Consider the following 13,589-nt stretch of genomic DNA (forward strand, 5'->3'; position numbering starts at 1 on the left):
AACGTATAATTTAATTCGATATCAAATGGTCGAACTCTGCTTAAATTTAAAGGGGAATTACCTTCCTTATCAGTTGAGTTTTAATGGAACCTTGGCCCATATATCGGCGTTACTTGTTGGCTTACCTTACTCAACGCCGGGCGCAATTCCAAGGCAACTAAAAGGCTTCCATAACATGGCAGAAAGCTTAGTGCTGGAGAGGCGAAGGGAAAGAACATTCCCAAGGGCAGTCAAACCTAGACCGCAGCGATATGCCAATAATAAAAAAGCCGTTCACACTCTTAAGTGAACGGCATTAGAGCCTTTGCTCTCGTTTTTTATTGACCCAATCACGGCTAGCTCTATGCTAGCACTTGATTTAACCATTGCTGAAATTGAGATTTTGGTAGTGCGCCATTAATGCTATCCAGCATTTTGCCGTCTTTAAAAACCATCACGGTTGGAATACTACGAATTCGGTATTGAGCCGCCAAGCTTTGCTGATCTTCGGTATTGATTTTAACAAATCGTAAGCGCCCTTCACTTTCCGCTGCAACATCAGAAAATACTGGAGCAAAGCCAACGCAAGGATTACACCAAGGTGCCCAAAAATCGACAACCACCGGTTGTTTACTTGCTATAAGCGCCGAGAAGTTATCTTGTGTACCTTCTATTGGAGAACCATCTAAAAGCAAGTTTTGGCACTTACCACATTTAGGCATTTCACCAAGTCGCTCGGTAGGAACTCGGTTTAAACTTTGACATGATGGACAGCGAGTTTTAAATGACGTCATTGGCTTCCTCTAATAACAAATTAACGATTTCGCTAGAATACCGACCTTAAACCTAGCGAGCAAAAGATAAAATAGATACCGTTCCACAGCATAATGAAAGCTCTGATTTTAAAGCCTTACTCATTACGGGTAACAACACCACCACCGAGTTGCTTTGGGCTTGTTGTAGCTCCAACTCTGTACTGAGCTGTGCAATGTGTTGCCAACTTTTTCTTTGCGCATCACGGCGACAGCTTTCAATGAACACCTCATCAATACCCTGATAATAAAGCACCATTTCAGCTGACTGCATCAGCCTTAATGCTTTTAAGGTTAGCATTTCAAAATCTTCACCGGTTTCAATCCAGGTAACAGAATAAGCAGGCTCGAATTTGCTCTCGCTTAACATGCTTTGATAATAATCATCCAGTTGCTTGAGGCTACTTGCCGACTTAACCGTTTGCGCTTCAAAGAACTGCTCCCAAAATAACCGTCTACGAGTTACATCAGGCAGTGATTGTTTAATGTCATTACGTTTTGAGGTGGCAAAATCGGCCAATAGCCCCAGATTTTGTGGTAATACCGCCTCAAACGTTCTGCGCAAATTGCGAATGAGCACCGGCGATCCACCACCACTTGAAAAAGCGACTTGGATTCTGCCTCGATTGATCATTGATGGGGTAATAAAATCACAGTAGTCAGTATCATCGACCACATTGACCATTATGCCCGCCAATTTCGCGTCACGATGAACACGATGATTGAGCTCTGGGTTATCGGTTGTTGCCCAAATCTGCACAAATTCATCAATTAAATGCTGTTGATAAAAGCCTTTAATCCAATGAATCTTTTCACTGTGCACCAAATTGAGCAGACATTCTTCCAATGTTGGAGACACAACGGTTATGTATGCACCTGCGTTTAGTAAGCTCTCTACTTTGCGGCTGGCAACTTCGCCGCCACCAACAACCAACACTGGTCTTTGATTCAGATCATAAAACAACGGGAAATAACGCATTACCTTCCTTATAAATTTATATCCATAGCCAACCTTATTTCACTCTTTTGGTGCAGTAAAATATTTTATAAAACAAACGGTTAGCGATATTATTTGATTTTGCCACAAAAACAGCGATAGATCACAAAATAACAAGTTCCATTAGCATAAACATCTAGATCAGTCACAGTTTTAGCGTGTTCTGCCCGTTTACCTAAAGTTAAGCAATGTTGCACTATTTACAAACTAGCAACATTTAGTCATTCTAAAGTGGTTCGTTACAAGTAAATCATAATTTGCAATTAATTGAGATACTTAGCAACGTCAGCTACTTTATATGAGGGCAAGGCAAATATGCCCCAACTTGGTGAGCCCTATATTGAGTTTACATTTACTTAATTAATGTAAACTTTACTATAACCCGCGACACCATTCACGGACTAGACAGAAAGGATACAATTAGATGGCGAATAAACTCACAATTCTAGCGTCTGTAGTTGCAGCATCTACCGCAGCAATGTCAATGTCAGCTTCTGCCGCTGATAGTACGTTAGACAAAGTTTTAGCATCAGGATCTCTCACTTGTGGTGTGAGTACTGGTCTTCCCGGTTTCTCTAACCCAAACTCAAAGGGTCAATGGGAAGGTATTGATGTCGAATACTGTCAAGCACTTGCAGCTGCAGTACTCGGTGACAAAACGAAAGTAAAATACGTTCCTCTAACAGCAAAAGAACGCTTTACTGCCCTTCAATCTGGTGAGATTGATGTCTTGTCCCGAAATACTACCTGGACACAGCACCGTGATACCGCACTAGGTTTAAACTTCGTAGGGGTTAACTACTACGATGGTCAAGGCTTCATGGTCAAAAAAGACCTTGGTGTTTCCAGCGCTAAAGAACTTGATGGCGCAGCCGTTTGTGTTCAATCTGGTACAACAACTGAACTTAACCTAGCCGATTACTTCCGTGCAAGTGGTATGTCATATAAGCCTGTAGTATTTGATACTGCGGCGCAAACATCAGCCGGTTTTGATGCAGGCCGTTGTGATGTTCTTACTACCGACCAATCAGGTCTATACGCACTGCGTTTAAACCTTAAAGATCCGACAACTGCCATCGTATTACCTGAGATCATTTCTAAAGAGCCGCTAGGCCCTGTTGTTCGCCAAGGCGATGACAAATGGTTTAACGTGGCAAAATGGACGCTTAACGCAATGATCAATGCCGAAGAGTACGGTATTTCATCTAAAAATGCCGATCAAATGCTTAAGTCAACGGATCCAAACGTAAAACGTATTCTTGGTGTTGATGGTCCTAAAGGTACCGCTCTAGGTCTTAAAGACGATTGGGGTTACCAAGTGATCAAGCAAGTGGGTAACTACGGTGAAAGCTTTGAGCGCACTGTTGGTACTGGTTCTCCACTTCAAATCACCCGTGGTGTTAACGCACTATGGAACGCAGGCGGTTTCATGTACGCGCCACCAATGCGCTAATCCTTGTGTTGTAACCGAAGGGCGGCCTCGCCGCCCTTTTGTTTAAATGGTTTTTATTAAAGGTTAGTTGTATGACCCCACCAGACGTCAGCCCCACCGGATCAAGTCCGGCATCAAAAAGCTCAAATATTTTTTATAATCCAACGTTTCGAGCCGTAGCCTTTCAGGTGTTCGCTGTTCTCGGATTAGTTTGGTTCTTTTATACCATCGTTAACAATGCCCTAAGTAATCTGGATGCGCGAGGCATCGCCACTGGATTTGACTTTTTATCAAGAGAAGCTGGTTTTGGTATCGGCTTACATCTCGTCGAATACAATGAAACATTTAGCTATGGACGTACCTTTGTGGTTGGCTTGCTCAATACCGCGCTGGTTTCTGTTCTTGGCATAATTCTAGCGACTGTCCTCGGTTTTGTTATGGGTATCGCTCGATTATCCAGTAACTGGTTGGTCAGCCGTTTAGCCGCTGTCTATATCGAAATATTCCGAAATATCCCTTTATTGTTGCAAATTTTCTTTTGGTATTTCGCTGTATTGCAGGCGCTCCCGTCTCCTAGACAAAGTTTAAGCCTTGGCGAAGCGGTATTTTTAAACGTGCGCGGTTTGTTCTTCCCAGCGCCAGTCTTTAATGAAGGTAGTGGCCTAGTTATTGGCGCATTTATCGTTGCCATAATCGCTTCTGTTGTTATCGCCATTTGGGCGCGAAACAAGCAAAAGCTGACAGGTCAACAAACACCCGTTGGACGTATTGCGGTTGGTTTGATCCTTGGTCTAACACTGATTGCGTATTTTGCTGCAGGCATGCCAATTTCAGCAGAGTTTCCAGAGCTTAAAGGATTCAACTTTAGAGGAGGGATTAGTATTATCCCTGAGTTAGCGGCACTGACGCTAGCACTCAGTATTTATACCGCTGCCTTTATTGCCGAAATCGTACGTTCTGGTATTAATGCGGTAAGCCACGGCCAAACTGAAGCGGCAATGTCTCTGGGACTACCCCGCAGCCGCACTCTTCGTTTAGTCGTGATACCACAAGCATTGCGTATCATTATTCCACCGCTAACCAGCCAGTATTTGAACCTAACCAAAAACTCATCTCTTGCAATGGCAATTGGTTACCCTGATTTGGTATCGGTATTTGCAGGGACAACACTCAACCAAACCGGACAAGCCATAGAGATCATCGCCATGACAATGGGTGTATACCTCACCTTGAGTTTACTGACCTCTCTGATCATGAATATCTACAACAAAAAAGTTGCGTTGGTGGAGAGATAATATGAGCATACATCAATTTCAGCCCGATCTTCCACCACCGTCAAACTCTGTTGGCGTTGTTGGATGGATGAGAAAAAACCTCTTTAGCACTCCTGTTAACTCGGTGGTCTCTATTATCTTGGCTTACATCGCTTTTCTACTTGTGAGTCAAGTAATTAGCTGGGGATTTGTTAACGCCGATTGGATAGGCACTACAAAAGATGATTGTACTAGTGCTGGCGCATGTTGGGTCTTTATCAGCGTACGCTGGGAGCAGTTCATGTATGGATTTTATCCAGAAGCAGAACTGTGGCGCCCTCGCCTATTTTACGCCACTCTTGCAATTTTCATTGCCGCGTTAATCTACGAAAAAACACCTAAGCGTACTTGGATATGGTTGTTCTTCGTTAACGTTTATCCTTTTATCATTGCCGCATTATTGTACGGTGGTGTATTTGGCTTAGAAGTTGTCGAAACCCATAAATGGGGTGGACTACTGGTTACGCTAATTATTGCATTAGTCGGTATTGTGGTGTCTTTGCCTATTGGCGTGATATTAGCATTAGGCCGCCGCTCTGAAATGCCGATTATTCGCAGTATGTGTACTATCTACATCGAAGTATGGCGTGGCGTGCCATTGATTACCGTACTGTTTATGGCCTCGGTAATGCTGCCGCTATTCCTATCAGAAGGAATGGAAACGGATAAACTGATTCGCGCCCTAATTGGTGTGGTACTCTTTAGTGCCGCCTATATGGCCGAAGTGGTACGTGGTGGATTGCAAGCCATTCCAAAGGGGCAATATGAAGCGGCTGATGCGCTCGGCCTCACATATTGGAAGAAAATGCGTTTAATCATTCTTCCTCAAGCACTTAAAATTACTATCCCTTCGATTGTAAATACTTTTATTGGTTTATTTAAAGACACCAGTCTGGTACTTATTATCGGTATGTTTGATGTATTGGGCATAGGTCAATCGGCGAACACCGATCCCGAATGGCTAGGCTTTGCTATCGAAAGTTATGTATTTGTCGCGTTAGTGTTCTGGGTATTTTGTTTTGGCATGTCGAGATACTCGATATGGCTAGAAAACAAACTTAACACCGGTCACAAACGATAATTATCAAGGACGTATTATGACGCAACAACAAGATTACATGATCCAATTGAAGGACATGAACAAGTGGTACGGCGAGTTTCACGTACTAAAGAACATTAACCTTAGTGTTAAGAAAGGCGAAAAGATCGTTATCTGTGGCCCATCAGGCTCAGGTAAATCAACAATGATTCGCTGTATTAATCGCCTTGAAGAGCATCAAAAAGGCCACATTTTTGTTTCGGGTACTGAACTGACCGAAGATCTGAAAAATATCGAAGCAGTGCGCCGAGAAGTGGGCATGTGTTTTCAGCACTTCAACTTGTTCCCTCACCTAACGGTATTAGAAAACTGCACTCTTGCGCCAATTTGGGTGAAAAAAATGCCTAAAGAAGAAGCTGTTGCGGTGGCAATGAAATACTTAGAAAGGGTTAAGATCCCCGATCAAGCCGACAAATACCCAGGACAACTGTCTGGTGGACAACAACAACGTGTGGCGATTGCTCGCTCATTATGTATGAATCCACAAGTGATGCTTTTTGATGAGCCAACATCGGCACTGGATCCAGAAATGGTTCGTGAAGTACTCGATGTTATGGTTGAGTTGGCTGATGAAGGTATGACCATGCTTTGTGTGACCCATGAAATGGGCTTTGCCAAAGAGGTCGCTGACCGCGTGATCTTCATGGATGCGGGGGAAATTATCGAAGAAAACAACCCTGTCGACTTCTTTGAAAATCCACAATCGGACCGTACTCAAAACTTCTTATCGCAAATACTTCACCATTAATTGGATTGTTACTTACAATTAAGGGTAGCAATGCTGCCCTTTTTTATTGCTAAACTCACACTAATACACTAAATGTTACACATTACAGTTCACTCTGTGCCGGTATTTGCTTACTATCAAGGGGCATAGGCGAACGCTGTACTTGAAAAATGGAACTTTTCGCCGCATATATATACTAATTATTTAAAGGTCTTTGAGGAACACTATGAACAGTCCAATGGTATCACGCACTCGCACCCAAGAGAGTGTGTTACAAACCAATAAGGTTTTGCGTAACACCTACTTCTTGTTATCACTCACATTACTTTGGTCTGCTATCGTTGCCGGCTTCTCTATGGCTATGAACCTACCTCGTCCAGGGATTATCCTTATGCTGGTTGGTTTCTACGGTCTGCTTTTCTTAACTGAAAAGAACAAAAACAACAGCATGGGATTGGTCTTTACCTTCCTATTCACCGGCTTCTTAGGTTATACAACAGGCCCGATTCTAAACATGTACATCGGTGCTGGTATGGGTGATGCCATCGTGACGGCACTTGGTGGTACAGCATTGGCATTTATGGGTGCTTCTGCTTACGCTCTTACGACTAAACGTGACCTATCTGTTTTAGGTGGCGTACTAATGGCAGGTTTCGTCGTACTACTTATTGGTATGGTAGCGAATATCTTCCTACAAATGCCGATGATTCACCTTGCGATGAGCGGAATGTTTGTTCTGTTCTCAACCGGTATGATTTTGCTAACTACGCAGCAAATCGTTCGTGGCGGTGAGACTAACTACATCTCGGCAACCATTAGCCTTTATGTTTCAATCTATAATCTATTCATCAGCCTACTAAGCATCTTAGGCATCATGAATAACGATTAATCGGTAACCACTTACCTATTTAAAAGCCCGCACTAGTTGCGGGCTTTTTGTTTTTTATTGATAATCACTGCGACTCATCTTTATTTAGGAACTTGTCATGTTTGAATTCAACGGTAAAACCATCAACACTGATGCTCAAGGGTATTTACTTAATCATCAAGATTGGCAAGAAGGTATGATTGAAATATTGGCGCAAGAGGAAGGAATTGAGCTTACTGAAGCTCACTTGGAAGTGGTGCATTTTGTTCGCAATTTTTATCTAGAATTCAATACCTCACCTGCCGTTCGTATGTTGGTTAAAGCGATGGAAAAAGCCCATGGGCCAGAAAAAGGCAACAGCAAATATCTGTTTAAGCTCTTTAAGAAGGGGCCGGCTAAACAAGCAACTAAACTCGCTGGTCTGCCAAAACCGGCCAAGTGCCTATAAAATACTAAAGTCAGCGTAGTGCCTAAATTCCGTTTTTAATGATGTTAAACTGTCAACAGAAGCGGTTCTAGGCCCTACTTCTAACCAAGCCGCCAACTTTTCTATGGCAAGTTCATTGCCACAAGCGACGACTTCAACACTGCCATCATTCAGGTTTTTAGCATAACCTGTCAGCCCAAGTTGCGTCCCTACGTGTGCGGTGTGATAACGAAAGCCCACCATCTGTACTATGCCTGTTACGTGAAACTTTTGACACATGGATTGCATCACAAACTCCTATTTGAACAAATATCACGCTAATGACATAAAGTATAATCTCAACTGATTTGCTTTTGCAGTGAGCTTACACGACAATGTCACAAAATTTTCTTCGAGATACTGATTTCTTATGAGCGCATCCATCAAACTAGCTAAAGGTCGAGACAAGTCTGTTCGCCGTCGTCATCCTTGGATTTTTTCCAGAGGCATTGAAACTGTTTCAGGTGAACCAGAACTTGGTGAAACCGTCGATGTGTACGCTAACAATGGTCAATGGTTGGCAAAAGCGGCGTACTCTCCGCACTCTCAAATCCGCGCTCGTATTTGGAGTTTCATCAAACAAGACATTGATACTGAGTTTTTCATCGGCAGAATCAAACAAGCTCAAATGCTACGAGACGAAAGCATTGCTCGCGGTGAATTGACGGGCTACCGCCTAATCGCGGCAGAATCTGACTCAATGCCGGGCGTGACCATTGATAAATACCAAGATTACTTGGTCTGTCAGCTGTTAAGTGCTGGCGCAGAGAACCAAAAGCAAAACATCGTAGACGCTCTTAAGCATTGCTTCCCTGAATGTTCTATCTATGAGCGTTCAGATGTTGCAGTACGTAAAAAAGAAGGCTTAGAAGAACGTACAGGCCTATTACATGGCATAGAGCCAAGCGAACCTATCGTGATTGAAGAAAACGGCGTAAAGATTCAAGTTGATATTAAGACAGGTCATAAAACTGGCTTTTATTTAGATCAACGTGATAGCCGTGATCAGTCAATGAAGTATGTGAAAAACAAGCAAGTATTAAACTGCTTCTCATATACTGGCGGCTTTGGTCTTTACGCTTTAAAAGCTGGCGCAGATCGAGTGATTAATGTTGATGTTTCTCAGCCTGCATTAGATATCGCCAAACAAAATGTCGAACTGAACGGCTTTAATGTCAAAAAAGCGGTCTTTTTAAACGCCGATGTATTTAAAATCTTGCGTGAATATCGCGATCAGGGCACTAAGTTTGATGTGGTGATTATGGATCCGCCGAAAATGGTAAGTTCTAAAAATAACCTCACTAGCGGTGCTCGTGGTTACAAAGATTTGAATATGCTTGCCATTCAAATCCTTAAATCAGGTGGTACGCTTCTTACCTATTCTTGCTCTGGCTTAATGGAATCGGGATTATTTCAAAAGATCATTGCCGATGCTGCGTTAGATGCAGGTCGTGAAGTGAAGTTCGTGGAATCTTTCACACAAGCCAGCGATCATCTATTTGATACCGCTTATCCAGAAGGTTTGTACCTTAAAGGGTTTGCCGCAAAAGTTATCTAACTAAATTTGCTACCGATAAAAAAGAGCCTCTAACAGTGATAATTCATCATGTTAGAGGCTCTTTTTTTTAAGCTCATGCTTAATTATACCAATCGTAGTAAATCTCTGATCAGCCTAGCTGGTTAAAACACTTGATAACCGCGTTGAAATTTTTGATTGTAGAATAACTACTTATCAAAAATATTCGCCTTGTTCTCGAGTGTTTTTCCTGCGCTATTTCTGATCATTTACTTACTGTGATTGGTATTACATCAACATATAGTCACTTGATTTGTCAGGTATCACTCATTTTTGACGACTAACTGGTCAAGGATTTCTGCCGCATTAAAACTTCCGTTATCACCAATTAAATCACCCAATTGATCCCTAGAGTCCTGAATCACAATGGTTTGAGTGCCGCCACTATGATCAATATCTAAAGTAATATCTTGCCCAACAAGATTCACTTCTATCTTAGCTAAAAGCTCATCCAAATTATCACTGTCTGTTGGTTCCAAAATATCGGTTAGAACAATCAAATCTTGACCGATTTCAAAGTCAGTTATTAAATCAACGCCATTATCAAGACTGTTACTCTTCCACACAAACTGATCTTGCCCATCGGTTGCGAGCAGTATGTCCTCGCCTAGTGTAGCAAGCTGTTCATTGTTATCCTGATCTGCAATAAAGAATGGCACTATTGCGGGAGTATCAACGATAGTGACATCAATTTCATCTTGAGACTCTTTCGGTGAACCAATACTGGCGGCAACCAGATGCAAGGTAAAAGACTCATCGCCTTCGATCTCGATATCTGGATGAGCTTCAACTTCAATAGACAGCAACCCATCATCGGAGTTTCCTCGTCCAACTACAATGTCAGCGCCGGATACATTAGTCACAGAGACTTCAATATTGCCATCACTATTCACCGATGAGCTTGAAACATATTGATCAGATGTGGTCATGTTTAAAACAAATTCTTCAGCGCTTAAACCTTCACTAAAGCCAATCAAAGCGAAAGTAAAAATCAGGGTTGAATTGTCTTTTATCGTAACATTACCACCTTCAAGAAGTTTCACCGCGATTGAGCCACTGATTTGCCCTTCTGCAACAGTAAGACCTCGTTTAGGTGTTAATCCCCACGCCCCATAACTGTCATCATCGGGTTCATTATCGGGCTGCTGTGCTTGTCCATCTAAAATGATCAAAGGCAGTTCAATTGATTTGCTTTGAGCATCACCATTGCTGGTTTCGGTGGCGGTGGCGGTCACTTCAATAATGTAGTTTCCAACCTCTGGTACATTCGCTTTTAGACTGCTCAAATCAAACTGCGATACATCCGCAATTTCATTGCTGCCCACAATTAAACTGTGTCCAAAGTCATCTTTAACTACAGTGCCCTCTGGTAGTCCACTCAGCTGAATCGTGAGCTGTTCACTGCCATCAGTATCATTTAAGCTGCTGTCAATACCCCATAATTCAACAAAGGTATCGACTTCACCATAGGCATCACTCGACTGTAAAATTAGATTATCTATCAAAGCGCCATAACTGTTTGAGTCTGTAGATTGCAGCAGTAAACGATAACTTCCTTCTTGTTCTGATGGTAAGGAAATTTGAACTTGTCGCTGCCAACTATTGTCATCAGGTCTAAATTCATAAAGCGTCTGCGCTTCATCCATTATCGGATTGCCTTGCGCATCTAACTTAACCCAAATAACATCTAAATCACTATCTCCATTGGCCCATCGTCGCGCTGCCACATCAAAGGTAAAGCTGTAATAACGACCTTCTTCAACCTGAATATCGGTGTATATCGAGTTATCACCTCTATCACCTTCTATTTCCATGACTAAGTTAGTCTTACTAGCCCCTTTTCTATAAACAGACTCTTTGCCTATCTCGACTCGGTTATCATCATTGGCATACCAAGTGCCCAAAGTATTAGCGCCAAACAAACCACTGACATCAATATTAGAACTCCAGTTTTTACCCGCTAAGTCTGTATCTTGAAAATCAATAGAGGCTTCTTTTTGATGGTTAATTACCGCAAGGTTTGGGGCATCTGCCTGAGCTTCTATATCGATAGTGATGGTTTCTACACTACTTTTCTTGTCACCATCGCTAATCGAAAAATCAAACTGAGCATAATCAGTTTGCTGATCACCTAAGCCTTGATTATCAAAGTCATCATCTCCAGATTGATTATCAGAAGGTAGGAATCTAAATTGCTCGCTGTCAACAGCTGACCATGAAATCTCATCTCCTAACTCAACATCAAGCCATTTGTCACCGACATATAGCTGCAACACACCAGATTCCGGTAATACTTTAATGACAATGGATAAATCCTGAGTAGCATTATCAACATCAATTACGCCAAAATCAGACCAATTAAAGACTAAAGCACTATCTTCAACGCCATTGAGCATCGCACTTTCTGCGCTCGGTGCATCGTTAATATTAGTCAGGCAAACGGTCACTTTAGCGGTATCTTCCCCGCCATTACCATCTATGACCTTCACGTTTAGCTTATAATCACCTACATAAGCATCGTCGATGTCTTGGTTAACCGTAATAGATCCCGTCTCAGGGTCGATATCAAATAGACCGTTCGTCGTCGTACCATCATCAAAACTGTAGATTAAGTCGTCACCATCCCCATCAAAGGCACTAACAATGCCCACTTGACTGCCTGCTACGATCCCTTCTGGCGTGGTAAAATGATATTTATCACGGTTTGGCGCACTATCTTGAGTGTCGTCACCAGATAAAAATTCGGGCGCATCATTAACATTGGTTAACGCGATGCTCACTTGCGCGGTATCTTCTCCGCTATTGCCATCGGTGACTTTAACGTTAAGCTCATAATCACCAAGTTCTGCATCGTCGATATCTTGATTGACGGTAATTGCCCCTGTTTCAGGGTCAATATCAAACAGGCCGTTTGTGGTAGTACCATCTTCAAAACTATAAGTTAAGTCGTCACCATCCTCATCAAAGGCACTAACCACCCCCACTTTGCTACCTGCTAGGCTGCCTTCTGGCGCGCTGAACTGGTATGCATCTTGATTAGGTGCACTCTCTTCATCATCGTCACCGGATAAAAACTCAGGAAGATCATTAATATTGGTTAACGCGATGCTCACTTGCGCGGCATCTTCTCCGCTGTTGCCATCGGTGACTTTAACGTTAAGCTCATAATCACCAAGTTCTGCATCATCGATATCTTGATTGACGGTAATTACCCCTGTTTCAGGGTCAATATCAAACAGGCCGTTTGTGGTAGTGCCATCTTCAAAACTGTAAGTTAAGTCGTCACCATCCCCATCAAAGGCGCTAACCACACCTATTTCGCTGCCTGCTAGGCTGCCTTCTGGCGCGCTGAACTGGTATGAATCTTGGTTGGGCGCGCTATTTTTATCATCGTCACCAGATAAAAACTCAGGAATATCATTAACAGGCGTGACACTAGGATCAACCTTGGTGGGTTCACCGTCTTGCGTGCCGTCGTTTGGTGTTAGAAAAAATGGGGGAAGCTCATCACCTTGATTAATCAGATCAACGGCTTGCTCGGTAAGGATAACCTCACCTTTATCATTTAGCTGATAGTGTATTTCATCTGACAAACCTACCGTGACACTGTCACCATCAGCATCATTTGTAGTAAAGATGGCAACCACATCACCGCGGGTAGTACCGCTATCTTCTATGAAATCATTGACTAAAGTAACTTCTAGGGTAGGAATTGCGTTTTGTGGCTCCTCATCAACGGGCTCGTCATCAACCGGATCGTCGATATTGGGTTCATCAGTATTCGAAGCTTCAATAATAGGAATAAGATCTAATACTATCGCTTCAATGGCTTCATTTTGTTGCGCAGTAAATTGATCAGAAAACAAAGCCTGCGTATCAAAATTAGTACTGGCGATAGTTTGCGCACCGTCTCGTTCAACCGCGCCTGTTGTGGTAAGACTTGAACCGTCTTCATCTTCATCGTCTAATTCATCATCTTGTTCACTTTGCGCAACTGAACTTAATACACTTTGAACACCAGATTGAACATCGACAGATTGGATAGACTGTTGCTCTGCAATGGAAACACGTATTTCGCTGACCAGATCCTCTGGCACGGTAAGTGGTTTATCACCAACAGATAAGATGACATCCCCTGGTTGTGGTTCATAACCTGGTGGCGCTATCTTAAGATTACCTTGAGCGTCGATAATCAACCATGCATCACCAGAGGCAACGTCTTGAGCAAACGAGATACTGTCCATGTGTTCTCCTCAGCATGCTATTTCTAGCCTGCAATAAACCGTAAACTTTCGTTTATGATTAAATTTTACACTACTT

At 42.6% G+C, this 13,589-nt stretch carries 11 protein-coding genes and 1 pseudogene; 8 read left to right on the forward strand and 4 right to left on the reverse strand.

Annotated elements, in window-relative coordinates; all coding sequences use genetic code 11:
• A pseudogene (locus tag A9260_RS08650) lies at positions 1-289 on the forward strand (IS4 family transposase); the annotation flags it as partial.
• Between the two features lie 52 nt (positions 290-341).
• On the opposite strand, the gene trxC reads toward A9260_RS08650, so the two are convergent.
• Entirely contained in the window at positions 342-773 is a 432-nt protein-coding gene (gene trxC, locus A9260_RS08655) for a thioredoxin TrxC (protein WP_068698102.1), read from the reverse strand.
• A 52-nt stretch (positions 774-825) separates the two neighbouring features.
• Positions 826-1,770 (reverse strand): precorrin-2 dehydrogenase/sirohydrochlorin ferrochelatase family protein, encoded by a 945-nt coding sequence (locus A9260_RS08660; RefSeq protein ID WP_068698104.1) that lies wholly within the window; start codon positions 1,768-1,770, stop codon positions 826-828.
• Positions 1,771-2,212: 442 nt separating this feature from the next.
• On the opposite strand from A9260_RS08660, the gene A9260_RS08665 reads away from it, so the two are divergent.
• From A9260_RS08665 to A9260_RS08690, 6 genes are all read left to right on the forward strand, one after another.
• The gene (locus A9260_RS08665; RefSeq protein WP_068698106.1) at positions 2,213-3,241 is read left to right on the forward strand and encodes an amino acid ABC transporter substrate-binding protein; all 1,029 of its coding nucleotides are present in this window, start codon (positions 2,213-2,215) and stop codon (positions 3,239-3,241) included.
• A gap of 71 nt (positions 3,242-3,312) precedes the next feature.
• Positions 3,313-4,515: an amino acid ABC transporter permease gene (locus A9260_RS08670; protein WP_068698107.1), complete on the forward strand. Its 1,203-nt coding sequence runs from the start codon at positions 3,313-3,315 to the stop codon at positions 4,513-4,515.
• 1 nt (position 4,516) lies between these two features.
• The gene (locus tag A9260_RS08675) at positions 4,517-5,614 is read left to right on the forward strand and encodes an amino acid ABC transporter permease (RefSeq protein ID WP_068698108.1); all 1,098 of its coding nucleotides are present in this window, start codon (positions 4,517-4,519) and stop codon (positions 5,612-5,614) included.
• 16 nt (positions 5,615-5,630) lie between these two features.
• Entirely contained in the window at positions 5,631-6,380 is a 750-nt protein-coding gene (locus A9260_RS08680) for an amino acid ABC transporter ATP-binding protein (RefSeq protein WP_068698109.1), read from the forward strand.
• Positions 6,381-6,585: 205 nt separating this feature from the next.
• Positions 6,586-7,248 (forward strand): Bax inhibitor-1/YccA family protein, encoded by a 663-nt coding sequence (locus A9260_RS08685; RefSeq protein ID WP_068698111.1) that lies wholly within the window; start codon positions 6,586-6,588, stop codon positions 7,246-7,248.
• Between the two features lie 97 nt (positions 7,249-7,345).
• Positions 7,346-7,675 (forward strand): TusE/DsrC/DsvC family sulfur relay protein, encoded by a 330-nt coding sequence (locus tag A9260_RS08690; RefSeq protein ID WP_068698113.1) that lies wholly within the window; start codon positions 7,346-7,348, stop codon positions 7,673-7,675.
• Here A9260_RS08690 and yccX read toward each other — a convergent pair.
• Complete coding sequence (gene yccX / locus A9260_RS08695) at positions 7,670-7,942, reverse strand: acylphosphatase (RefSeq protein ID WP_068698115.1); 273 nt, start codon at positions 7,940-7,942, stop codon at positions 7,670-7,672. The two genes, A9260_RS08690 and yccX, sit on opposite strands and share 6 nt — an antisense overlap.
• A 121-nt stretch (positions 7,943-8,063) precedes the next feature.
• On the opposite strand from yccX, the gene A9260_RS08700 reads away from it, so the two are divergent.
• Positions 8,064-9,251 carry a class I SAM-dependent methyltransferase gene (locus A9260_RS08700; protein ID WP_068698117.1) on the forward strand — a complete coding sequence of 396 codons (1,188 nt, stop codon included), beginning with the start codon at positions 8,064-8,066 and terminating at the stop codon, positions 9,249-9,251.
• A gap of 281 nt (positions 9,252-9,532) precedes the next feature.
• Here the strand turns inward: A9260_RS08700 and A9260_RS08705 are convergent, their stop codons facing one another.
• A complete protein-coding gene (locus A9260_RS08705) occupies positions 9,533-13,513 on the reverse strand; it encodes a cadherin domain-containing protein (protein WP_068698118.1) in 3,981 nt (1,326 codons plus the stop codon).
• Positions 13,514-13,589: the final 76 nt, after the last annotated feature.

The organism is Vibrio sp. UCD-FRSSP16_30 (assembly GCF_001676025.1).
Lineage (GTDB): Bacteria > Pseudomonadota > Gammaproteobacteria > Enterobacterales > Vibrionaceae > Vibrio.